Annotated in this window: 25 protein-coding genes and 1 tRNA gene; 18 read left to right on the top strand and 8 right to left on the bottom strand. The window is 57.9% G+C overall.

The window, feature by feature from the left end:
* Positions 1-72: 72 nt before the first annotated feature.
* Genes murI through hemA form a run of 5 tightly spaced genes read right to left on the bottom strand, consistent with a single transcriptional unit; the run spans position 73 to position 4808 of the window.
* Entirely contained in the window at positions 73-867 is a 795-nt protein-coding gene (murI, locus tag GH769_RS28690) for a glutamate racemase (RefSeq protein ID WP_032903976.1), read from the bottom strand.
* Complete coding sequence (locus GH769_RS28685; protein ID WP_020301462.1) at positions 860-1615, bottom strand: molybdopterin-synthase adenylyltransferase MoeB; 756 nt, start codon at positions 1613-1615, stop codon at positions 860-862. Before GH769_RS28685 ends, murI begins: the two co-directional genes overlap by 8 nt.
* Positions 1609-2439, bottom strand: coding sequence for a peptide chain release factor N(5)-glutamine methyltransferase (gene prmC, locus GH769_RS28680; protein ID WP_153649953.1), 831 nt, complete (start codon positions 2437-2439; stop codon positions 1609-1611). The genes GH769_RS28685 and prmC overlap by 7 nt, the downstream gene beginning before the upstream one ends.
* Positions 2440-3522: a peptide chain release factor 1 gene (gene prfA / locus GH769_RS28675; protein ID WP_014716834.1), complete on the bottom strand. Its 1083-nt coding sequence runs from the start codon at positions 3520-3522 to the stop codon at positions 2440-2442.
* Complete coding sequence (gene hemA, locus GH769_RS28670; protein WP_003188356.1) at positions 3519-4808, bottom strand: glutamyl-tRNA reductase; 1290 nt, start codon at positions 4806-4808, stop codon at positions 3519-3521. Before hemA ends, prfA begins: the two co-directional genes overlap by 4 nt.
* A gap of 244 nt (positions 4809-5052) precedes the next feature.
* Between hemA and GH769_RS28665 the strand changes: the two genes are divergently transcribed.
* The 18 genes from GH769_RS28665 to GH769_RS28585 all read left to right on the top strand — a co-directional run bounded on the left by GH769_RS28665 (position 5053) and on the right by GH769_RS28585 (position 19546).
* Positions 5053-6777 carry a tetratricopeptide repeat protein gene (locus GH769_RS28665; RefSeq protein WP_014716833.1) on the top strand — a complete coding sequence of 575 codons (1725 nt, stop codon included), beginning with the start codon at positions 5053-5055 and terminating at the stop codon, positions 6775-6777.
* A gap of 4 nt (positions 6778-6781) precedes the next feature.
* On the top strand, positions 6782-7399 hold the full coding sequence (gene lolB, locus GH769_RS28660) for a lipoprotein insertase outer membrane protein LolB (RefSeq protein WP_003188354.1): 618 nt from the start codon (positions 6782-6784) through the stop codon (positions 7397-7399).
* A 49-nt stretch (positions 7400-7448) separates the two neighbouring features.
* Positions 7449-8252, top strand: a complete 804-nt coding sequence (gene ispE / locus GH769_RS28655) for a 4-(cytidine 5'-diphospho)-2-C-methyl-D-erythritol kinase (RefSeq protein ID WP_178114207.1) — start codon at positions 7449-7451, stop codon at positions 8250-8252.
* Between the two features lie 37 nt (positions 8253-8289).
* A tRNA-Gln gene (locus tag GH769_RS28650) sits at positions 8290-8364 on the top strand.
* Between the two features lie 46 nt (positions 8365-8410).
* Positions 8411-9352, top strand: coding sequence for a ribose-phosphate pyrophosphokinase (locus tag GH769_RS28645; protein WP_003171603.1), 942 nt, complete (start codon positions 8411-8413; stop codon positions 9350-9352).
* A 137-nt stretch (positions 9353-9489) separates the two neighbouring features.
* Complete coding sequence (locus tag GH769_RS28640; RefSeq protein ID WP_003188351.1) at positions 9490-10089, top strand: 50S ribosomal protein L25/general stress protein Ctc; 600 nt, start codon at positions 9490-9492, stop codon at positions 10087-10089.
* A gap of 167 nt (positions 10090-10256) precedes the next feature.
* A complete protein-coding gene (gene pth / locus GH769_RS28635; RefSeq protein ID WP_010213318.1) occupies positions 10257-10841 on the top strand; it encodes an aminoacyl-tRNA hydrolase in 585 nt (194 codons plus the stop codon).
* A gap of 22 nt (positions 10842-10863) precedes the next feature.
* The gene (ychF, locus tag GH769_RS28630; protein ID WP_014716830.1) at positions 10864-11964 is read left to right on the top strand and encodes a redox-regulated ATPase YchF; all 1101 of its coding nucleotides are present in this window, start codon (positions 10864-10866) and stop codon (positions 11962-11964) included.
* A 321-nt stretch (positions 11965-12285) separates the two neighbouring features.
* Entirely contained in the window at positions 12286-13209 is a 924-nt protein-coding gene (locus tag GH769_RS28625; protein WP_014716829.1) for a sigma 54-interacting transcriptional regulator, read from the top strand.
* Positions 13210-13452: 243 nt separating this feature from the next.
* A complete protein-coding gene (locus GH769_RS28620; protein WP_014716828.1) occupies positions 13453-13677 on the top strand; it encodes a hypothetical protein in 225 nt (74 codons plus the stop codon).
* Between the two features lie 485 nt (positions 13678-14162).
* Positions 14163-14963, top strand: a complete 801-nt coding sequence (gene sctJ, locus GH769_RS28615; protein WP_014716826.1) for a type III secretion system inner membrane ring lipoprotein SctJ — start codon at positions 14163-14165, stop codon at positions 14961-14963.
* 13 nt (positions 14964-14976) lie between these two features.
* Positions 14977-15558, top strand: a complete 582-nt coding sequence (locus GH769_RS28610; protein WP_224796991.1) for a type III secretion protein — start codon at positions 14977-14979, stop codon at positions 15556-15558.
* Positions 15536-16129 carry a type III secretion system stator protein SctL gene (gene sctL, locus GH769_RS28605; RefSeq protein WP_014716824.1) on the top strand — a complete coding sequence of 198 codons (594 nt, stop codon included), beginning with the start codon at positions 15536-15538 and terminating at the stop codon, positions 16127-16129. Before GH769_RS28610 ends, sctL begins: the two co-directional genes overlap by 23 nt.
* Positions 16130-16219: 90 nt before the next feature.
* Positions 16220-16435: a hypothetical protein gene (locus GH769_RS28600; RefSeq protein ID WP_014716823.1), complete on the top strand. Its 216-nt coding sequence runs from the start codon at positions 16220-16222 to the stop codon at positions 16433-16435.
* The gene (locus tag GH769_RS28595; protein ID WP_014716822.1) at positions 16436-16828 is read left to right on the top strand and encodes a hypothetical protein; all 393 of its coding nucleotides are present in this window, start codon (positions 16436-16438) and stop codon (positions 16826-16828) included.
* Positions 16829-16842: 14 nt separating this feature from the next.
* On the top strand, positions 16843-18984 hold the full coding sequence (gene sctC, locus GH769_RS28590; RefSeq protein WP_014716821.1) for a type III secretion system outer membrane ring subunit SctC: 2142 nt from the start codon (positions 16843-16845) through the stop codon (positions 18982-18984).
* Positions 18981-19184 (top strand): HrpT family type III secretion system protein, encoded by a 204-nt coding sequence (gene hrpT, locus GH769_RS29250; RefSeq protein ID WP_014716820.1) that lies wholly within the window; start codon positions 18981-18983, stop codon positions 19182-19184. The genes sctC and hrpT overlap by 4 nt, the downstream gene beginning before the upstream one ends.
* Positions 19181-19546, top strand: a complete 366-nt coding sequence (locus tag GH769_RS28585) for a transcriptional regulator (protein ID WP_102666821.1) — start codon at positions 19181-19183, stop codon at positions 19544-19546. Before hrpT ends, GH769_RS28585 begins: the two co-directional genes overlap by 4 nt.
* On the opposite strand, the gene sctU is transcribed toward GH769_RS28585, so the two are convergent.
* Genes sctU through sctS form a run of 3 tightly spaced genes read right to left on the bottom strand, consistent with a single transcriptional unit; the run spans position 19547 to position 21703 of the window.
* Positions 19547-20644 (bottom strand): type III secretion system export apparatus subunit SctU, encoded by a 1098-nt coding sequence (gene sctU, locus GH769_RS28580; RefSeq protein ID WP_020301452.1) that lies wholly within the window; start codon positions 20642-20644, stop codon positions 19547-19549.
* The gene (gene sctT / locus GH769_RS28575) at positions 20641-21429 is read right to left on the bottom strand and encodes a type III secretion system export apparatus subunit SctT (protein WP_020301451.1); all 789 of its coding nucleotides are present in this window, start codon (positions 21427-21429) and stop codon (positions 20641-20643) included. Before sctT ends, sctU begins: the two co-directional genes overlap by 4 nt.
* A gap of 10 nt (positions 21430-21439) precedes the next feature.
* On the bottom strand, positions 21440-21703 hold the full coding sequence (sctS, locus tag GH769_RS28570) for a type III secretion system export apparatus subunit SctS (protein ID WP_014716816.1): 264 nt from the start codon (positions 21701-21703) through the stop codon (positions 21440-21442).

The raw sequence follows: 21703 nt of genomic DNA, 5'->3' as shown, positions 1-21703 counted from the left end.
AGGCTAACGGGCTATAGAAGCCGACGCATAGCCAGAAGTTCAGCTTTTTTTCAGTGTTATTTCACGAAATTTTCACGAGCCAAAGCTTCGCACAACTCCAGGATGTTTCCAAAGTGTCGGTAGGATATTTCTTAGGTGACACAGATCGCCGCTGGTCCAGAACTGTGCAGGTTCAGGTTCGCCAACGGCCAGCAGGTCGCGCTCACCCAGCAAGCGCTTGAGCTGGCGCGCCACGGCGGCGCCGGTATCAATGAGGATGGTGCTGGGGGGCAGCATCTGCGCCAGGAGTGGCTTGAGGAAGGGGTAATGAGTGCAGCCCAGGATGATGGTGTCGCAACCGGCGCTGAGCAGCGGCTCTACATAGCCTTGCAGCAGGGCGCGCAAGGCCGGGCTGTTGAGGTCGCCGGCTTCAATCAGCTCCACCAGGCCTGGGCACGGCTGGGTAATCACTCGCACATCGGTGGCGAAGCGGTCGAGCAAGGCGGCGAACTTGGCGCTTTGCAGGGTACCGGTGGTGGCGAGCACACCCACCACGCCACTGCGCGTGGCTGCGGCCGCAGGTTTCACCGCAGGCTCCATACCGACCAATGGCCAGTCAGGGTAATCCTGGCGTAAGTCGGCCACGGCGGCGACAGTCGCCGTATTACAGGCAATCACAAAGGCCTTGGCGCCCCGCTCGCGGAAAAACTCAGCGACCGAGCGAGAACGCTCAAGAATGAACGCCGGCGTTTTCTCGCCATAAGGAATGTGCCCGCAGTCAGCCACGTACAACAGCGACTCGTGGGGCAACAACTGCTGGATTTCTTCCAGCACCGTGAGGCCGCCGATGCCGGAATCGAACACACCAATAGGCGCGCCCTTAACCATGCTTTGCCCCGCAGACGCTGCAGCCTGGGTCACGCTTGACGCGCAACTCGCGAAAACGCGTGGTCAGCGCATCGATCAACAACAGGCGCCCCACCAACGGCTCACCAAAACCGGCCAGCAGCTTCAAGGCTTCCAGCGCTTGCAGGCTGCCCACCACCCCCACCAACGGCCCGACAACGCCGGCTTCGCTGCAGGTCAGTTCAGTGTCGCTGCCGTGCCCGTACAAACAGTGGTAACAGGGGCTGTCGGCGCGACGGGGGTCGAATACCGACAACTGCCCCTCAAGGCGAATGGCCGCGCCACTGACCAGGGGTTTGCCGGCGGCGACGCAGGCCGCGTTGACCGCCTCGCGGGTAGAGAAGTTGTCGCTGCAATCGAGCACCAGGTCCACTGCGTTGACCGCAGCGGCCAGCGAGTCGGCATCCAGCGCAGCACGATGGGCGACCAGGGTGACTTGAGGGTTGATCGCCCTCAGGCGCCCCATGGCCGAATCGACCTTGGTCTGCCCCACGCTGTCGGTGTCATGGATGATCTGGCGTTGCAGGTTGGTCAAATCGACTGTATCGAAATCCGCCAAGTGCAATTCGCCCACCCCGGCAGCGGCCAGGTAAAGCGCCACCGGAGCGCCCAGGCCACCCAGGCCGACGATCAACGCGCGACTCTGCTTCAGGCGCAATTGGCCGTCGATGTCGACAGGCTGCAACAGAATCTGCCGGCTATAGCGCAACAGCTCCTGGTCGGTCAGCACGGGCGGCGCCCCAAGGTGATGCGTTGGTGACCGCCGAGGTCGATGCGGCTATGTGCGCCTTCGAACCCCTGGTTCAGCAACAATTCGCGCACGGCCTGGGCCTGGTCGTAACCGTGCTCGAGCAACAGCCAGCCTCCGTCGTTCAGGTGGTCAGGAGACTCTTGGGTGATCAGGCGCAAGTCGTCCAGACCATCGTGCCCCGCCACCAGCGCACTGGCCGGTTCGAAGCGCACATCGCCGGCCGCCAGGTGCGGGTCATTGTCGGCAATGTAGGGCGGGTTGCTGATGATCAGGTCGAAGCGGTGGCCTTGCAGGGCGCTGAACCAATGGCTGTTGAGCACCGTAGCGTTATTGAGGTGCAGACGTTGACGATTGCGCTCGGCCAGGGCCACGGCCTCCAGCACGCGGTCGACCGCCGTGACCTGCCAGGCCGGCCGTTCGCTGGCCAGGGCCAAGGCGATGGCACCGCTGCCGGTGCCCAGGTCCAGGATCTGGGCGGGCGTGGCGGGCAGCAATTCCAGGGCAGCTTCCACCAGCAACTCAGTTTCCGGGCGGGGGATCAAAGTGTGCGGTGCTACTTCCAGGTCGAGTTTCCAGAAGCCTTGCTGGCCGAGGATATAGGCCACCGGCTCGCCGCTGCGGCGTCGCTGCAGGTAGCCGGCAAAGGTCAGGGCATCTTCGCTGCTGACGATCTTTTCCGGCCAGGTATGCAGGTAGCTGCGCGATTTGCCCAGGGCAGCGGCCAGCAGCAACTCCACGTCCAGGCGCGCCGTTGGCGAGTCGGGCAGGTCAGCGGCGCGCAGCAGGCTGGCAATGATGGTCATTCAGTCACCTATCGCCGCCAGTTGGTCGGCCTGGTATTCGGCGAGCAACGGCTCGATCACCGCATCCACGCCACCGGCGAGAATTTCGTCGAGGGAGTACAGGGTGAGGTTGACCCGATGGTCGGTAACCCGGCCTTGGGCAAAGTTGTAGGTGCGGATACGCTCGGAGCGGTCGCCGGAGCCCACCAGCAGCTTGCGTTCGCTGGCAATTGCGTTGGCCGCGGCGCTGGTCTGCTGGTCGTTCAACTTGGCCGACAACCAGGACATGGCCCGTGCACGGTTCTTGTGCTGGGAACGTTCTTCCTGGCACTCCACCACAATGCCCGACGGCAAGTGAGTGATACGGATCGCCGAGTCGGTCTTGTTAACGTGCTGGCCACCCGCGCCGGATGAGCGGTAAGTGTCGACGCGCAAGTCCGCCGGGTTGATCTCGATGGCTTCCTGTTCGTCCGGCTCAGGCAACACCGCGACGGTGCACGCCGAGGTGTGGATACGGCCTTGGGACTCGGTGGCCGGCACCCGCTGTACGCGGTGCGCACCGGACTCGAACTTCAGCTTGCCATAGACGTTGTCGCCTTCAACCCGGGCGATGACTTCTTTATAGCCGCCGTGCTCGCCCTCGTTCTCGGAGAGGATCTCCACCCGCCAGCCACGACGCTCGGCATAACGCGAATACATGCGGAACAGGTCGCCGGAGAAAATCGCCGCCTCGTCGCCACCGGTGCCGGCGCGGATTTCGAGGAACACGTTGCGTCCGTCGTTAGGGTCCTTGGGCAGCAACATGCGTTGCAAGTCACCCTCAAGCTCAGCGAGTTTGTCCTTGGCTTCGCGGACTTCTTCCACGGCCATTTCACGCATGTCCGGGTCGCTGTCCTTGAGCAGGGCCTGGGCACCTTCGAGGTCGGCCTGGACTTTCAGCAGGTTTTTATAGGTGGCCACAATGGGCTCAACTTCGGCGTATTCCTTGGAATAGGCACGGAATTTGGTCTGATCGGAAATGACCTCGCCATCGCCGAGCAAGGCGGTCAGTTCTTCGAAACGGTCCTGGAGCACGTCCAGTTTATTGAGCAGTGACGCTTTCATTGCGGTTTTTTATCCGAAGAGCTGTCTGACGCGCCCTCACCGAGGGCAAAGAGTTCCTGGGCCATGGCCAGCGCATCGAGGCGGCCTTCGGCGGTAAGCTTTTTCAACTGGACGCTAGGCGCGTGAAGCAGTTTGTTGGTCAGGCCACGGGCCAATTGCATCAGCACCTCTTCGGCGCCACTGCCATTGGCCAGCATGCGCTGGGCCTTGAGCAACTCTTCATCACGCAGGCGTTCACCCTGCTGACGATACGCCTTGAGCACATCCACTGCCGCCAGTTCACGCAGGCGCACCATGAAATCTTCGGCACCGGTGCTGACCATTTCCTCGGCGGCCTGGGCGGCACCCTGCCGGCTCTTGAGGTTTTCAGCGACCACTTCATGCAGATCATCAACGCTATAGAGGTAAACGTCGTCCAACTCGCCGACTTCGGGCTCGATATCCCGGGGAACGGCGATATCCACCATGAAGATCGGCTTGTGCTTGCGCAGCTTCAACGCGCTCTCGACCGCGCCCTTGCCCAGAATCGGCAATTGGCTGGCGGTGGAACTGATGACGATATCACTGCGTACCAGTTCAGCGGGAATGTCCGACAGCAGCACCGCATGCGCACCGAACTGCTCGGCCAGAATGCTGGCGCGCTCCAGGGTGCGGTTGGCGACCACGATGCGCTTCACGCCAAGATCGTGCAGGTGACGGGCCACCAAGGTGATGGTTTCACCAGCGCCGATCAGCAGGGCCTGGCTGCGCTGCAAGTCGCTGAAAATCTGCTTGGCCAGGCTCACAGCGGCAAAGGCCACGGACACCGGGTTTTCGCCGATGGCCGTATCGGTACGCACTTGCTTGGCGGAATTGAAGGTGGCCTGGAACAGGCGGCCCAGCAATGGGCCGACAGTGCCGGCCTCACGGGCCACGGCGTAGGCAGACTTCATCTGGCCGAGAATCTGCGGTTCACCCAACACCAGCGAGTCGAGACCGGCCGCCACGCGCATCATGTGACGAACTGCCGCATCCTCTTCATGCACATAAGCGCTGGCACGCAGGTCATCGAGGCTCAAATGGTGATAATCGGCCAGCCAGCGCAGCACCACATCCGCCGAGAGATGTTCCTGCTCTATATAGAGCTCGCTGCGATTGCAGGTCGAAAGGATCGCAGCTTCGCGGCTGTCGGTAAGCCGGCAGAGCTGCTGCAGGGCCTCAACCAACTGCTCTGGCGTAAACGCCACGCGCTCGCGCACGTCTACGGAGGCAGTCTTGTGGTTAATACCGAGTGCGAGGAAGGCCATTCAATATCGCTGATGATGTCGGGAAGCCGACAATTGTCCTACTTCGAAAGATCCAGAACAACCACCGTCGTCTATTGTCCCTATATCTTATGCCTATCAATGCACTTTTGTAGGAGCGAGCAAGCTCGCTTCTACAAAGGAAAGGCAAAAGGCAGCAATAGTCGTATTCCGAGTGCCCCGGTTATGTTTGGCCGAAGGCTTGTGTCATGATGATCCGACCGCAGGTTAGTCGTCCTCTTCCTATATGAATAGATCTTCCGCGTTGCTCCTCGCTTTTGTCTTCCTCAGCGGCTGCCAGGCCATGGCACCCGTGTCGCCGGACGCTACGTCGCCGGTGGAAGACAGCACTCCCGCCCCTGAAAAACCCAAGGTTTATTCCTCGTTCAGTGAAGAAACGATCTACAGCCTGCTGACCGCTGAACTGGCCGGCCAGCGCAATCGCTTCGATATTGCGCTGGATAATTACGTGACCCAGGCCATCAACACCCAGGACCCGGGGATTTCCGAGCGAGCGTTTCGCATCGCCGAATACCTGGGCGCCGACCAGGCAGCGCTGGACACCTCGCTGATCTGGGCCAAAAACGCCCCGGATGATCTGGAAGCCCAACGCGCCGCAGCCGTGCAATTGGCGCGTGCCGGGCGCTATGACGACTCCATGGTCTATATGGAGAAGGTTCTGCAGGGCAAGGGCGACACACATTTTGACTTTCTTGCGCTATCGGCCGCCGACACCGACCAGGACACGCGCAACGGCCTGATGAAGAGTTTCGATCGCCTGCTGCAAAAGCATCCGAAGAACAGCCAGTTGATTTTCGGCAAGGCCCTGCTGCTGCAACAGGACGATGAAGCCGACGCCGCGCTCAACCTCTTGGAACAGAACCCGCCGGAAGAAGGCGAAATCGCGCCGATCCTGTTGCGTGCACGCCTGCTGCAAAGCCTTAACCGCGGCAAGGAAGCGATTCCGCTGCTGGAAAAAAGCATCAAGAAATACCCCGGCGACAAGCGCCTGCTCCTGACCTATGCACGCATGCTGGTTGAGCAGGACCGGATGGAAGACGCCAAAGTGCAGTTCGCCAACCTGGTCCAGCAATACCCGGACGACGACGAACTGCGTTATTCCCTGGCATTGGTGTGCCTGGAAGCCAAGGCCTGGGACGAGGCCAAGGGCTACCTGCAAGAGCTGATCGAACGTGACAGCCACGTGGATTCGGCGCACTTGAACCTGGGCCGCATCGCTGAAGAGCGCAACGACCCACAGGCGGCCCTGCTTGAATACGCCCAAGTCGGCCCCGGCAATGATTATCTGCCAGCGCAGTTGCGCCAAGCCGACATCCTGATGAGCAACGGCCGCACCGACGAAGCGGAAAAACGCCTGGCCGCGGCCCGCGATGCCGAGCCGGACTATGCGATCCAGCTGTACCTGATCCAGGCCGAGACCTTATCGGCCAACAAGCAGGGCGAACGCGCCTGGAAGTTATTGCAACAGGCGTTGCTGCAATACCCCGACGATTTGAACCTGCTGTACACCCGCGCCATGCAGGCGGAAAAACGCAATGACCTGGCGCAGTTGGAGAAAGACCTGCGCCTGATCATCAAGCGTGACCCGGACAACGCCATGGCCCTTAACGCCCTGGGCTACACCTTGTCCGATCGCACCACGCGCTACGCCGAAGCCAAGGTGCTGATCGAACAGGCCCACGCGCTCAACCCGGAAGACCCGGCCGTACTCGACAGCCTGGGCTGGGTGAATTACCGCCTGGGCAACCTCGACGAGGCCGAGCGCTTGCTGCGCCAGGCGCTGGAGCGTTTCCCGGACCAGGAAGTTGCCGCACACCTGGGCGAAGTGCTCTGGGCCAATGGCAAGCAGCGCGAAGCCCGACAAATCTGGGAAAAGTTCCTCAAGGAACAACCCGACAGCCCTATCCTGCGCAGCACCATCAAGCGCCTGACCGGATCCGAGACCCTTTAAGCTTATGTTCTTGCGCCACATTATCGTTTTCAGTTTCATCGCCCTGCTCGCCGGTTGCGCGGGCATCGGCAGCCGTGAATCCGTTGAAGGCCAGGGCAACCCGGCACAATGGAAACAACACAAGGACCAGCTCAGCAGCATCGATGGCTGGCAGATCGAGGGCAAGGTCGGGGTGCGTGCGCCGAAAGACTCCGGCAGCGGCACCCTGTTCTGGCTGCAACGCCAGGACTACTACGACATTCGCCTCTCGGGCCCCCTGGGTCGTGGCGCAGCCCGCCTGACTGGCAGGCCAGGGCAAGTAAGCCTGGAAGTGGCCAATCAGGGCCGCTACGAGGCAACCTCTCCGGAAGAACTGCTGGAGCAGCAGATTGGCTGGAAGCTGCCCGTCTCTCATCTGGTCTGGTGGGTCCGCGGCCTGCCGGCACCTGACAGCAAGAGCCGGCTGAGCCTCAATGGCGACAGCCGCCTCGCCACCCTGGAGCAGGATGGCTGGCAGGTCGAATATTTGAGCTACGTGGAGCAAAGCGGCTATTGGCTTCCCGAACGTATCAAGCTGCATGGCACCGACCTTGATGTCACGCTGGTGATCAAGGACTGGCAACCGCGCAAACTGGGGCAATAACGTGTCCGCACAAAAATTGACCCTGCCCTCCCCGGCCAAGCTCAACCTGATGCTGCACATCCTTGGCCGTCGTGAAGATGGCTACCACGAGTTGCAGACGCTGTTTCAGTTTCTCGACTACGGCGATGAGCTGACCTTTGCCGTGCGTGAGGATGGCGTAATCCAACTGCACACCGAATTCGACGGCGTGCCCCACGACAGCAATCTGATTGTGCGGGCAGCCAAAAAACTTCAGGCACAATCCGGCTGCCCACTTGGCATTGATATCTGGATCGACAAAATCCTGCCCATGGGCGGGGGTATCGGTGGCGGCAGCTCCAATGCCGCGACCACTTTGTTGGGCCTCAATCACTTATGGCAACTGGGCTGGGACCACGATCGCCTTGCTGCGCTGGGCCTCACGCTGGGCGCCGACGTCCCGGTTTTCGTGCGGGGGCACGCCGCATTTGCTGAAGGCGTTGGGGAGAAACTCACCCCTGTAGAGCCCGAAGAACCTTGGTATGTCGTGCTGGTGCCGCAAGTATCTGTAAGTACAGCAGAAATTTTTTCAGATCCGTTGTTGACACGTAACTCTTCTCCCATTAAAGTGCGCCCCGTTCCCAAGGGAAACAGTCGAAATGACTGCTTACCGGTTGTAGCAAGGCGTTATCCAGAGGTACGTAACGCTTTGAATTTGTTAGGTAAATTTACCGAAGCAAAATTAACCGGCACTGGAAGTTGTGTGTTTGGGGGCTTCCCAAGCAAAGCTGAAGCTGATAAAGTCTCGGCCCTTCTTACAGAGACCCTTACAGGGTTTGTAGCAAAAGGAAGCAACGTTTCGATGTTGCATCGCAAGCTGCAAAGTCTGCTCTAAAAGGAACCGAGTGTTAGGCACTCGTTGCAACAGATACAGGGGCGTCGCCAAGCGGTAAGGCAGCAGGTTTTGATCCTGCCATGCGTTGGTTCGAATCCAGCCGCCCCTGCCATTTTCTAATACTCATCCAGGTTACCCTCAGCCTCTAGGTACTGCGCGTGTCCAAGATGATGGTCTTTACGGGGAATGCCAACCCCGATCTGGCTCGACGTGTCGTACGTCAGCTGCATATCCCTCTCGGTGACATCTCTGTCGGTAAATTCTCCGACGGCGAAATTACAGCCGAGATCAATGAAAATGTCCGCGGTAAAGACGTCTTCATTATTCAGCCGACCTGCGCTCCGACCAACGATAACCTGATGGAACTCGTCGTGATGGCTGATGCCTTCCGCCGCTCCTCAGCGACTCGAATCACAGCTGTAATCCCTTACTTTGGTTATGCCCGTCAGGATCGCCGTCCGCGCTCCGCACGTGTAGCTATCAGCGCGAAAGTCGTTGCTGACATGCTGACCGTGGTAGGTATCGACCGTGTGCTCACGGTTGACCTGCACGCTGACCAAATCCAGGGGTTCTTCGATATTCCGGTAGATAACATCTACGGCTCCCCCGTCCTGGTGGATGACATCGAAGACCAGCGCTTTGAAAACCTGATGATCGTGTCCCCGGACATTGGTGGCGTCGTGCGTGCACGGGCTGTTGCCAAATCCCTGGGCGTGGACCTCGGGATCATCGACAAACGCCGCGAGAAAGCCAATCACTCTGAAGTGATGCATATCATCGGTGATGTCGAAGGGCGTACCTGTATTCTGGTTGATGACATGGTCGACACCGCCGGCACGCTGTGCCACGCGGCGAAAGCCTTGAAAGAGCACGGTGCAGCAAAAGTCTTCGCCTACTGCACACACCCTGTGCTGTCGGGCCGAGCGATCGAAAACATCGAGAACTCCGTGCTGGACGAACTGGTGGTGACTAACACCATCCCGTTGTCCGCCGCAGCTCAAGCCTGTGCACGTATCCGCCAACTGGATATTGCACCGGTCGTTGCCGAAGCGGTTCGCCGCATCAGCAATGAAGAATCGATCAGCGCGATGTTCCGTTAAGGGTCAAACCAACGGATCACCTCACTGACGAAAAGCGCCCCGCCCCAGCATTCCGCTGGGGCGGGGCTTTTTTGCCCATATCGAGTTCGGCGCTGGTCGCAAACGCCCCTCGATGATGGCTATTTTGGAGATACAACATGAACGAATTTACTCTGAACGCCCAAGCGCGTACTGACCTGGGGAAAGGTGCGAGCCGCCGCCTGCGTCACGCCGCCAACATCCCAGCCGTTGTCTACGGTGGTAACAAGCCTGCTGAATCCGTGACCATCCTGGCCAAGGAAATCGCCAAGCTGTTCGAAAACGAAGCTGCCTACAGCCACGTTATCGAGCTGAACGTCGACGGCGCCAAGCAGAACGTCATCGTTAAAGCGATGCAGCGTCACCCTTCCAAGCAGTTCATCATGCACGCTGACTTCGTTCGCGTTGTAGCTGGCCAGAAACTGACCGCCATCGTGCCTGTGCACTTTGTGGGTGAAGAAGCTCCGGTCAAGAAAGGCGGCGAGATCTCTCACGTCCTGAACGAAATCGAAGTTACCTGCCTGCCGAAAGACCTGCCTGAGTTCATCGAAGTCGACCTGTCGGCTCTGGAAATCGGCGCCATCGTTCACCTGTCCGACCTCAAGGCCCCTAAAGGCGTTGAGTTTGTCGCACTGGCTCACGGTGATGACAAAGCTGTTGCCAACGTTCACGCTCCACGCGTTGCTCCAGAAGAAGCTGAAGAAGGCGCTGCAGAGTAATTCACTCTGTATTGCCGGAGCTTGAGGAAACATCGCGGACCGAAACGTAGCGAGAAAGCGGGCGATAACGCGGCGTTTACTCTTGAGTAAATGATGTAGTGTCGTCCACTTTCGCCGCACCTGGGTACGGCGATGTTATCCACAACTCCAAAGGAAGGGCTCCTGTCGTGACTGCCATTAAACTGATCGTTGGCCTGGGAAATCCAGGCGCCGAATACGAACAGACCCGGCATAACGCGGGGGCCCTTTTTGTTGAGCGCATCGCCCACGCCCAAGGCGTCAACCTGGTGGCCGATCGCAAATATTTTGGCCTGACCGGGCGCTTCTCGCACCAGGGTCAGGATGTTCGTCTACTGATTCCCACCACCTATATGAACCGCAGCGGCCAGGCTGTCGCGGCGCTTGCGGGCTTCTTCCGGATCAAACCCGAAGAAATCCTGGTGGCCCATGACGAACTGGACTTGCCACCCGGCGTAGCCAAGCTCAAGCTCGGCGGCGGGCATGGTGGGCACAATGGCCTGCGTGACATCATCGCGCAGTTGGGCAATCAGAATAATTTTTACCGTCTGCGGCTCGGCATTGGCCACCCAGGCGTTGCCAGTATGGTTTCAAATTTCGTCCTGGGTCGTGCGCCACGCGCCGAACAGGAAAAACTCGATGCCAGCATCGATTTTGCCCTCGGCGTGCTGCCGGATATCTTCGCCGGTGAATGGAACCGTGCGATGAAAAACCTGCACAGCCAGAAGGCCTGACTCTTATCCGAGGGGAAACACCATGGGATTCAATTGCGGCATCGTCGGCCTGCCCAACGTCGGCAAGTCCACCCTGTTCAACGCCCTGACCAAGTCCGGTATTGCGGCGGAGAACTTCCCCTTCTGCACCATCGAACCCAACAGCGGCATCGTGCCGATGCCGGACCCGCGTCTTGACGCACTGGCGGCCATCGTCAATCCCAAGCGCATCCTGCCGACCACCATGGAGTTCGTCGACATCGCGGGCCTCGTCGCCGGCGCCTCGAAAGGTGAAGGCCTGGGCAACAAGTTCCTGGCCAACATCCGCGAAACCGATGCTATCGCCCACGTGGTCCGCTGCTTTGAAGACGAGAACGTGATTCACGTCTCCAACAGCGTCGACCCCAAGCGCGACATCGAGATCATCGACCTGGAACTGATCTTCGCCGACCTCGACAGCTGCGAAAAGCAACTGCAGAAAGTCGCGCGTAACGCCAAGGGCGGCGACAAGGATGCAGTGGTCCAGAAGGGCCTGCTGGAGCAGTTGATCGCGCACTTCACCGAAGGCAAGCCGGCGCGCAGCCTGATGAAGAACATGGGCGCAGACGAGAAGGCCGTGATCAAGGGCTTCCACCTGCTGACCACCAAGCCTGTGATGTACATCGCCAACGTTGCCGAAGACGGCTTCGAGAACAACCCACTGCTCGACGTGGTCAAGGCCATTGCCGACGAAGAAGGCGCCATCGTTGTTCCGGTGTGCAACAAGATCGAAGCGGAAATCGCCGAGCTCGATGACGGCGAAGAAAAGGACATGTTCCTCGAGGCCCTGGGCCTGGAAGAGCCTGGCCTGAACCGCGTGATCCGCGCAGGCTACGAAATGCTCAACCTGCAGACCTACTTCACCGCCGGTGTCGAAGAAGTCCGCGCCTGGACCGTCAAGGTCGGCGCCACCGCGCCACAGGCTGCTGGCGTGATCCACACCGACTTTGAGAAAGGCTTCATCCGCGCCGAAGTGATCGCCTACAACGACTTCATCCAGTTCAAGGGTGAAGCCGGTGCCAAGGAAGCCGGTAAATGGCGCCTGGAAGGCAAGGACTACATTGTTAAAGATGGCGATGTGATGCACTTCCGCTTTAACGTGTAAGCACCACCGCAGTATTGACTGCGAACAAAAAGCCGATGCATTGCATCGGCTTTTTTGTGACCGGTATTTAAGCTTACAAATAAAAACACATATCCAAATACTCAACTATCTCAGAATCTTCCTACTTACCTTTTTCGACGCTTTAACCAAACTAAAGCCGAGCACATTAAAAACTTAAACTTACAGTCATTTTCCTACATTATTCCGGCACATAACTACCTCTTCGCCGGGTGACAACTTTTATATTCTGCGTTCTACTGAGTTGGCGCTTGCACACCGTCCTTCTACAGTGAAGTACTAGCGAACAGGGAGTACACATCGATGTCGGCCTACGTCCAGAAGGATAATACAACAGACGTTTCACTCATCGATGGCCAGGAAATTGAAACCACACTTAACAACACTGCCGCGCTTAACGTTGACATCCTGCTGTTGGGAGAAACGGGTACCGGCAAAGATACGCTTGCACAACGGATTCATCGCTTATCGGGTCGACGAGGTAATTTTGTCGCCGTGAACTGTGCGGCCATCCCTGAAAGCCTGGCGGAAAGCCAGCTGTTCGGTGTCAACAGCGGCGCCTACACCGGGGCAGTGCAATCAAGGGCTGGATTTGTCGAAGCCGCCCACTTGGGTACTCTGTACCTTGATGAGATCGACAGCATGCCCTTGAGCCTGCAAGCCAAGCTACTGCGTGTGCTGGAGTGCCGCGGGGTGGAGCGCCTGGGTTCGACTCGGTTCATTTCCGTGGACATGCGCGTCATTGCATCGGCCCAGCAATCCCTGCAAATCATGGTCGACCAAGGCGCCTTCAGGCGTGATCTCTACTTTCGGCTGAATGTCGTGAACATCGAACTGCCCGCCCTGCGCGATCGGCGCGAGCGCATCATCCCGTTGTTTCTGCAGATGATTCAGGAAGAAGCAGACCAGTTCAATTGCACACCTCCATCGCCTTCTGACGGCCTGTTGCATGAACTGCTCTGCCACCCCTGGCTGGGTAATGTTCGCGAGCTACGCTCGGCGGCGAAACGGTTCGTCCTGGGCCTCCCGCCGCTCTCAGCGCCCGCCTGCCGTCAGCCGCCCCCTCAGACGGACCTGAAGGCACGCCTTCAACAAATTGAAAAAGCGTTGATTGAAGAGTCGATGTACCGTCACCAACACTGTGTGGATACCGTAGCCATTGAGCTGGGGGTTGCGAAGCGCACGCTGTATTACAGAATGAAACAATTGAACATATCATTGGCATAAGCTTGATCACGCCCGGTTCAAAAATCTTATAGTCAAAACCTCAATGATACGAGCCAGCACATGAAGAGCTGATAGTTTCTCAAATATTGAGGATCATATTTCGTTACACCTCCGCTCAAAACTTTTGGAACGCATCCGTTTTATAGGCCACACAATTATAGCTGCAAAATATGTCAACAGCGTCATATCTATGATGATGTTACGGGCAGCGAATACAATTCTTAATTCACAAAGGACCCTTATATGTCAACTATTACCTCAGGTTCGATCTATTCACAAGCGTTGGCAAACACGTCTAACCCATTCACTAAATTTAACGGAGGCACAGGAGACGGATTTGCTGGAGGTGGCGAAGATGGCGCCGAAGGCATCTTCGAAAAGATGAAGGCTGATGCCATAAAAAACGGCTGGAGAAGCGCTGAAGTGAAAAACATTCAAGGGTTGATCCGGTCGGGGTCCGGTCAATAATTATCGGGTGATCGATTACCTTTCAGGCTCTCTAGTCCGAAAGGTAATCATCCCCCCTCCCGACAGGCCAGTGTGTACGCCTGTAAAGCTGCGCCCACTTTGATCGAGTAAACCGCCATGCGAATAGCAAACGACCCTTTCTCACAGAAAGGCAGCAGTACGGAACATACCCGTGCAGCCCAGGAACAGTCGCCAGACGGTATGGATGCCAGTTTTTTCACATCGATGCTTGAACGCCCCACCAACACGACTTCTGCCAAGCCTGAAGTCTCGCTCCTTTTGACAGAGGCCTCAAAGCACCTCAGTCACTCAAGAGATGGCTTCGCAAAAATAATCCGCTCAACTAAAAAAGGTATAGATGTTGAGGCCATCAGTACTTACCCACGAGAGTTATATAGCGCACAACTCACATCACAACTCATGGTGAAATGTCTGGCCAAGACAACACAGTGCATCGACAAGATCAGTAACATGCAGTCCTGAGCATGAATAACTCTCTGCGTGTCGTTTTAGTTTTGATCATGGCTTTTATACTGAGCGGATGCGGTGACCGAGTGGAACTTCATCGCCAATTGTCCGAGCAAGAAGCCAATGAGGTCGTCGCCGAATTGGCTGATAAACATATTCGTGCGCAAAAGACCCCGGCCAAAGATGGCGTCGTCGTAACGGTCAATACAAACGACATCGGGCGCGCCGTACGTACCTTGGAAGCGGCAGGCCTTCCTCGACTTGCCCGGACCACCATGGGGGATACATTTCGCAAGGAAGGGGTCATTTCCACCCCCCTGGAAGAGCGTGCCCGCTACATCTATGCCTTATCCCAAGAGCTTGAAACCACCTTGTCCAAGATCGATGGCGTTATTGTCGCACGCGTGCATGTGGTGTTGCCCGAGCGCATTGCGCCAGGAGAGCCGGTCCAACCTGCATCTGCCTCCGTGTTTATCAAGCATGATCCACGCCTGGATCCCGACAACATCCGTGCGCGGGTCCGCAGAATGGTGGCAAGCAGTATTCCCGGGATGACCACAGCGGTGGATAACCCGCAAAAACTCACTGTGGTGTTTGTACCTGCCTCCACTTATCAGGAACAGCAACGCCTGGTGTATTTCGGCCCCTTCCTGGTGCCTGGCGACGATCTCGGCTTCTGGCGAACCAGCATAATGATTGTGCTGCTCGCTCTGGTTTCGGCCGTGGCCGCCATGATCTTCCTCCAAGCGCGGCGCAAGCGTCACTCCCAGGAGCCGGCCATTAAAGGCGACTCAGCGGGGTCAACGCATGGCACCTAGACCCGACCCCCTCATGCGTGAACAACTGGCCTGGGCTCAGTGGTGGGCTTTTCCCTGGAAGCAGGCCCACGAAGACTGGCGAGGTGAGGAGTATCGTGCGATTGAAAGGCTTTTTTACAACGGCCGGTCAGTGCCCGACAACCTGACGGGTTTTAAAGCCTGCTTGCCTGCTGCGCCTCACGCTACCGTGCTTCGGTTGGCCCTGGCCACGACGGATCAACTGAACCTGGGGCTGGCATTGGTCACGCACATATTCAATCCCGAAGCGCCATCACCATTGAGTGAAAGTCATCACCAGTGGTGCATGCGCCTCTCCATGGCGCTGCACCCCTCCATGCTGCCCCCACATTCCGATCCACTGCGACTGCTTCATAGCTGGGTTGAACCGGCTATCTGGCAGCGTCTTCGATTGCGCTTTCCCCGTACACGTGTGAGCGAGGCTGAAATAGCAAACGCCCCACTCGAACATGCAAGCGGCCGATTGAACACTCTCTGGCAGGCCGTCGTCTGGCGCGTCACGACCATGGCGAGCGGCAACACGCCCCTGTCTCGCACAGGTGAGGAAAACAGTAATGTTATGCCGACATACTATTGAGTTACGCAATGACGCATCCGGCGCACGAGGAAGCCTTATCAAGCGCGAAGAGCTTGCCCATTGGGAACACGCCAACCACCTCTTGAGCCACGCCAAGGCCCAGGCCGACGAATTGATAAGTATGGCCGAGAAAAAATGCGAGGCCATGCTTGAACAAGCCTCATTGGAAATCTGGCAACGCGCAGATGCACAACTCAAGCAATGGGAACGCGACCGTCAAACGATGCGCGACAACCTTGAACACTATGCGACCTCCATAACCAACCAGGCCATTCGCTGCTTGCTCGGCGAGACGACTGCCCCGCAAAGGCTCGCAGCACTGTTAAAGCACTTGCTGGAGAGCCAAGTTCAGGAAGTCAGCGCGACGCTGCTCTGTCATCCCCTTGATCTTGAGGAAATAAGGCAGAGCCTTGCACGCCACAAGAGCAACGCCTGGAAGTTAAGCGCCGACGACACAGTTCATCTTCAGACCCTCGTACTGAAAACAGATGAGGGCGACTTCCGTATCAGCTGGAACGCCATGCTCGACACTTTTTTCAAGCAGGATAAAGAGTACTTGATCGAGATTTAATCCTACGAACATAGAGACTTTCTTTATGTTAATCACTCAGAGCTGACTGTTTAAATTCATCCATCGACAATAGAAAACCGAGGAAAAATCATGGATTTTTTCAAAGAACTGACTCATTCGATTGCCCGAAATAAAACATCGACATACAAGGAGTTCAAAGCCGGCTTCGAAGAAAGCCTGGCCGCCGAAGACAGCGAACTCTTTCACAACTTGGTAACGCGTAGAGAGGTCACCTTTGCGCTTTATAACGAGCACGGTAAAACCGTCAACCAAATGCTTAAAACAACTATTGAAAGCTTCCAGTAGATGAAGGCGCTCGTGAGTGACTGGTTGAGCAGCGGAAAGGAAAAAATCGCTCTATTTGAGGGCGACGACGAAGTCACCCTGCAACGTCAGGGAGACACCGTTTTATTGGGGGCTCAACTGACCTCTTCTCTACCCGATAACTCAGCCTTGCAAGGCTGGCTGCGCCTGGGCGCGGCCAGCTTGAATCATTTTCAAGGTGCATTGGCTCAAAAAGCCGACACGGGAGCGCTATGGGTGATTAACAGCCTGCGCGCCGACCGTGGAGAAGCCGGCCTGCTTGGCTGCCTTGAAGCCCTGCTCAACCAACGCGACACATGGCGCGCAATCAATGCACGACTTGCTCGCCCAGTTCAAAACCTCAAACCCACCCCGCTAAGTTCACGTTCGTACTAATCAGAGAACTGTCTATGTCTAACAAGACCCATAAGGGCAATCGCTCGTACCTTGGCTCGCCTGCCGTTACAGCCAAAAGAACCCACTGGCGGAATGTGTTTTTGTTTTCCTGGTTGCTGGTTTCAGCACAAAGCGCGCTGGCCGCCATCCCTTCGGAATGGAAAAACACCGCCTACGCTTATGAAGCCGAGCATAAGCCGGTGCGCGAGGTACTCGAAGATTTCGCCCAGACCTTCGGTACACAGCTGCAGATCGAGGGCCTGCTGGAAGGCATCGTCAATGGCAAGATACGCGCTAACACCCCGCAGTCATTGCTCGACCGCCTGGGGGTAGAGCATCGCTTCCAATGGTACCTGTACAACAACACGCTCTACGTCAGTACTCTGGACCAGCAAGAGTCAGCGCGCCTGGAGGTCTCCTCCGAGACCATTGCCGACCTCAAGCAAGCCCTCACTGATATCGGCCTGCTCGACAGCCGCTTCGGTTGGGGTGAGTTGCCCGACGATGGCATCGTGTTGGTCTCAGGGCCTCGGCGCTATATCGAGCAAGTCAAACAGTTCAGCAGCCAACGCCGCTCGGTGGACGAAAAACAGAGCGTGCTAAGTTTCCCGCTGAAGTTTGCCAATGCAGCGGATCGCCACGTGGATTATCGCGGCCAGAAGATCACCATTGCCGGTGTTTCCAGCATTGTGCGGGGCTTACTGGAGCCACGCTCCAACGCGACCCCCCCTGCGTTAGCCCAGCGCCCCGCCTCACAGCCCGCCCCTCTCGTACCCAACGTTCCCCGCTTGAGCAACCCGTTGCTGGGGCAGATGCTCGCTACAAACAGCACTCCCATGCCAATGGATATTGGCGCCACACTCACCCCGCGGGCGCCGGCCCCCACCAGTCGCATTCGCGTCGAAGCCGATATGCGCAATAACGCGGTGCTCATTTATGACCTGCCAGAGCGCCAGGCCATGTACCGCGAGTTGATCGCTCAACTCGATGTGGCGCGCAAGTTGGTGGAAATCGATACGATCATTCTGGATATCGAGCGCACCCAATTGCGTGAATTCGGCGTGAACTGGGGGTTTCAGAACAGCCGTTTCCGTGGTGGTGCAAATATGGCGCCCGGCACATCGCAGCAGTTGTCGATCGAGAATCGCGACCGTTTCTATGCTGACATACGCGCCCTGGAAGCCAAGGGGCTGGCGACCATGGTGTCCAACCCCTCCGTGCTCACCCTGGAAAACCAACCGGCGGTGATCGACTTCAACCGCACTCAGTACCTGACACCCGGTCGTCAGAACGCAACCATCCTGCCGGTCACCGTGGGTACCAGCGTGCAGGTCGTGCCCCGCGTCATCACCAGCCGAGGCAGCCATCAGATTCACTTGGTGGTGGATATCGAGGACGGTACGTTCGATGAGTCCAACCCCAATCGTGACCTCAATAACTTGGATGTGCGCCGCGGTAACGTCAGTACCCAGGCGGTCATGGCGGAAAAACGCTCAATGGTGGTGGGCGGATTCCATGTCACGGAAAGCACCGACAAGCACAACAAGGTGCCGCTGCTGGGCGATATCCCACTGCTGGGCAAGGCGTTGTTCTCTTCAAGCGAACGGCAGAACAATCGGCGTGAACGCCTGTTCATCATCACCCCACGCGTCATCGGCGACCAGGCCGATCCGTCCCGCTACTTGCCTCAGGCAGACCAGGCCGAGTTGCAGACGGCCCTTGCACCACTGGCCAGGCGCAACGCCCCTCACCAGCCCGAGATCAAGCGTAGCGACATCATCAGCACGTTGGCGCATCTGGTGACGGGAGAAGTGCCCAAGGCCTTCAAGTTGGCGCCCATGCCCCTGGGATTGAACACGCTGTGCAGCCCCCGCGACTTGCTGGCGCTGAACACCGAGCGCAGCCAATGGTACGCAGGCCCCGAGTACAACGTCGCCGTCGTGGTGATGCGCAACCAGTTCAACCGCAATGTGCGCATCGATGAAAAAGAATGCAGCAACTCGCAGACTTTGGCCGTCACCGTGTGGCCACGCGCCTGGTTGAAGCCGGGAGAAGAAGCCGAAGTCTTTATCGCCATGCGCCCGGTGAAGAAGGATGAACACCTCAGCGTACCGCGCCCTACCTTGATTACTCCTGTCAAAAAGGCCCGACCATGAAGCATCAATTGTTGTGCGTCACCCTGATCGGTGCGGCGCTGCTCGTCAGCGCTTGTACCCCAACATGCAAAGGCGACTCCTGCTCACGCCCGCAGTCGACCGCGCAGAAGATGGTGATCTGGTGGCCATCGCACATGCGCGTCCAGCCTGGACCGTCCGGGGAGCGCGCGGACTACCAGACGGTATCGCTGGAGCGATGAGCACGACGCAAATGCCCGGCAACCAACCCCAGGTAGTGCTGAACGACCTGGTGAGCGGCGCTGCCGCTCACCAGTCCCTCGCGCCCGGTATCAAAGTGTGCACGTTGCAGGCCGGCAATCGCCCGGGGCTGGCTCTGCATGTCGCTCGCGAAGCGTTGCAAGCCGGGCAATTGCAACGGATATTACAGCGCCGCTTTGAGCAGGCCCTGGTCTTCGAGGGGTGCTTTGTCTACCTCGATGCCCAGGGCGCCATGGTGATCTGGCACGCGCTGCCAACACCGCCCGGCAATCTGGACAGGACGCTGAGCCGGATGCTCTCGCTGGCAGGTCTCAGTGTCCTGGACCCACGATCCATTCGCTGATCAGCGCTGGTCAAGCTCCGGGAGCTCCAGCGTCTCGCGTTTGGCGTCATCGTCCAGCTCGCGCAAGGTGCGATAGATCAACGCCACGGCCTGCAGGGTTTCGCGAGGAATGCTGGCTCCCAACTTTTTGGTGTAGATCGTACGCGCCAACCACACACACTGAATCACGGGCACCTCGGCGGCCTTCGCGCGCGCGATCAGTTTTCGCGCCTCGTCGTCCGTGCCTTTACTGATCAGCAGGGGCAGAGGCGTCTTGCCAGGACGGTAATACAGGGCGACCGCAAAGTGCGTCGGGTTGACTACCAGCATGTCTGCCTCTTCCAGCTTGGGCAGTTTGACCTTCGGTTCCTCCTGGGCCAATTGCTGCGCCAACTGACGGCGCTGCCCCTTCACATGAGGGTCGCCTTCCATGTCTTTGTATTCTTTGACGACCTCAACCTGTGTCATGCGCATACGCTTGGCGAAGAAGTGCTTCTGCAACGTCAGATCGATCAACGCCAACACCAGCAACAGCCCCAGGCAGGCATGCAGCAAGTGACGGAACAACGCGATCAGCGCCAGTAGGTAACTCTGCAGATCGCTGTTGGCAAGATTGATCAACGCCCCCAAAGAGGGCCAAACCACCACGTACACAATCAGGCCCAGGAGGAACGCCTTGGCTATGCTCATCAACAGATTCATCAAAGACTGGGCAGAAAACATCTGCTTGATCTGGCTGATAGGGTTGAGGCGATTGAAATCCAGCTTGAGCGTTTGCGGGGCGAACAACAAGCCGAACTGCATCCAGCTGCCAATCAGCTTCGCAGCAATTGCAAGCCCGGCCATCAGCAGAGAGAACGAGAAAAACATGACCAGGCCCTCCACCAGTACTTCTTCCAGCACTCGCACAAACGGCTGGCTCAAGCGCGACATCGGGAACACCATCAGTTGCTGAAAGCGCTGCAAACTGGTCTCGGCAGTGAACAAGGCGACTTCACTGATAGCCGTCAGTGCCAACAGCTTGCTCACATCCTGGCTTTGGGCGACCTGACCTTTCTTGCGTTGGTCACGCAGTTTCTTGGCGGACGCCGGGTGCTTTTTTTCCCCCGAATCACTCACGGTGCCGAGACCGAGAACAAAAGCCCCAGATAGTGCTTAAGGTCACCCAGCTGGCTCATACGCCCGACAATAAGATCCTGCAACAATGCAAAGTACAGCAACAAAATACCGATTCCCGCCAGGCATTTAACCGGTGGCGCCAAGGTACTCACTTGCAATTGCTGGCTGTAGACGCCCAGCAACGCGATGCCAAACTCCAACAGCAACAACACGGCAATAAAGGGCGCAGCGTAAAGCATCATGTGCATGAACGTGTCACTCAGCATCCCGACAAATACGCTCATGCCATCAGCCGCTGGAAACGGAAACCACACGGTGGGTGGCCAGATCAGATAACTGTCCCAGATCACCTGGGTCAGCGTGCCCAACCCCAGAACGGCCATCAACAGGTAAATCGCCAGTTGCTTGAACATGTGCCCGATCGGTGTCGCGTCCGGCCCCAGTGACGGGTTAAGTTGGCCACCTGCCAAGGCTCCACGCTGGTTGTCCAGCAGTGCCCCGACCGACTCGAACATCCAGAACGGCATCGCCAGCAACACCCCGAGCAGCAACCCCAGGACCACTTCCTTGATCATCAGCGCACCGAGCATGATTGCTGAAGGGTCCTGCCCTGCCAAAGCTGCGTGAATACCCGGCGCGGGCAGCAGCGCCAGGACCATCACGATGGTGTGCCGAGGCAGGCCTCGCACGTGCTGAAAACAAAACGCCGCCACCAAAATGCCACAGGGGTAAATACGCGCCATGCCAATCACCAGGCTGGGCAGGTAGTCAAGATAAAGCAGCACAGGCAACGCCTCAGTTCAGGGCCGAACGGCCGATCATTTCAAACGTCAGGTTGATCAGCTGGATCAACTCAACGCCAATCCAGCGGCCCGTCAGGATCAATGTGACACCCACCGCCACCAGCTTGATACCAAAGGGTAATGTCTGGTCCTGGATCTGCATCAGTGCTTGTACCAGGGAAGTCAGTACCCCCACCACCACCGCCACGATCAGCGGCGGCGCCGACAGTACAACCACCAGCAACATGCCCTGCTTGAACAGCACGATAGGTTCCAT

The sequence above is a fragment of the Pseudomonas sp. CFSAN084952 genome, assembly GCF_009648855.1.
GTDB lineage: Bacteria > Pseudomonadota > Gammaproteobacteria > Pseudomonadales > Pseudomonadaceae > Aquipseudomonas > Aquipseudomonas paracarnis.
The sequence above is the reverse complement of the archived record's forward strand: the minus strand, read 5'-3'. Positions and strand labels throughout refer to the sequence as shown.

Coding starts and splice junctions, on each gene's coding strand:
- sctS (WP_014716816.1), bottom strand. CDS start 21,703: ATGGAACCTATCGTGCTGTTCAAGCAGGGCATGTTGCTGGTGGTTGTA.
- hemA (WP_003188356.1), bottom strand. CDS start 4,808: ATGGCCTTCCTCGCACTCGGTATTAACCACAAGACTGCCTCCGTAGAC.
- GH769_RS28625 (WP_014716829.1), top strand. CDS start 12,286: ATGTCGGCCTACGTCCAGAAGGATAATACAACAGACGTTTCACTCATC.
- sctJ (WP_014716826.1), top strand. CDS start 14,163: ATGAATAACTCTCTGCGTGTCGTTTTAGTTTTGATCATGGCTTTTATA.
- GH769_RS28665 (WP_014716833.1), top strand. CDS start 5,053: ATGAATAGATCTTCCGCGTTGCTCCTCGCTTTTGTCTTCCTCAGCGGC.
- sctC (WP_014716821.1), top strand. CDS start 16,843: ATGTCTAACAAGACCCATAAGGGCAATCGCTCGTACCTTGGCTCGCCT.
- prmC (WP_153649953.1), bottom strand. CDS start 2,439: ATGACCATCATTGCCAGCCTGCTGCGCGCCGCTGACCTGCCCGACTCG.
- lolB (WP_003188354.1), top strand. CDS start 6,782: ATGTTCTTGCGCCACATTATCGTTTTCAGTTTCATCGCCCTGCTCGCC.
- GH769_RS28640 (WP_003188351.1), top strand. CDS start 9,490: ATGAACGAATTTACTCTGAACGCCCAAGCGCGTACTGACCTGGGGAAA.
- GH769_RS28610 (WP_224796991.1), top strand. CDS start 14,977: ATGCGTGAACAACTGGCCTGGGCTCAGTGGTGGGCTTTTCCCTGGAAG.
- prfA (WP_014716834.1), bottom strand. CDS start 3,522: ATGAAAGCGTCACTGCTCAATAAACTGGACGTGCTCCAGGACCGTTTC.
- ispE (WP_178114207.1), top strand. CDS start 7,449: ATGCTGCACATCCTTGGCCGTCGTGAAGATGGCTACCACGAGTTGCAG.
- sctL (WP_014716824.1), top strand. CDS start 15,536: ATGTTATGCCGACATACTATTGAGTTACGCAATGACGCATCCGGCGCA.
- ychF (WP_014716830.1), top strand. CDS start 10,864: ATGGGATTCAATTGCGGCATCGTCGGCCTGCCCAACGTCGGCAAGTCC.
- murI (WP_032903976.1), bottom strand. CDS start 867: ATGGTTAAGGGCGCGCCTATTGGTGTGTTCGATTCCGGCATCGGCGGC.
- GH769_RS28585 (WP_102666821.1), top strand. CDS start 19,181: ATGAGCACGACGCAAATGCCCGGCAACCAACCCCAGGTAGTGCTGAAC.
- GH769_RS28620 (WP_014716828.1), top strand. CDS start 13,453: ATGTCAACTATTACCTCAGGTTCGATCTATTCACAAGCGTTGGCAAAC.
- GH769_RS28600 (WP_014716823.1), top strand. CDS start 16,220: ATGGATTTTTTCAAAGAACTGACTCATTCGATTGCCCGAAATAAAACA.
- hrpT (WP_014716820.1), top strand. CDS start 18,981: ATGAAGCATCAATTGTTGTGCGTCACCCTGATCGGTGCGGCGCTGCTC.
- GH769_RS28595 (WP_014716822.1), top strand. CDS start 16,436: ATGAAGGCGCTCGTGAGTGACTGGTTGAGCAGCGGAAAGGAAAAAATC.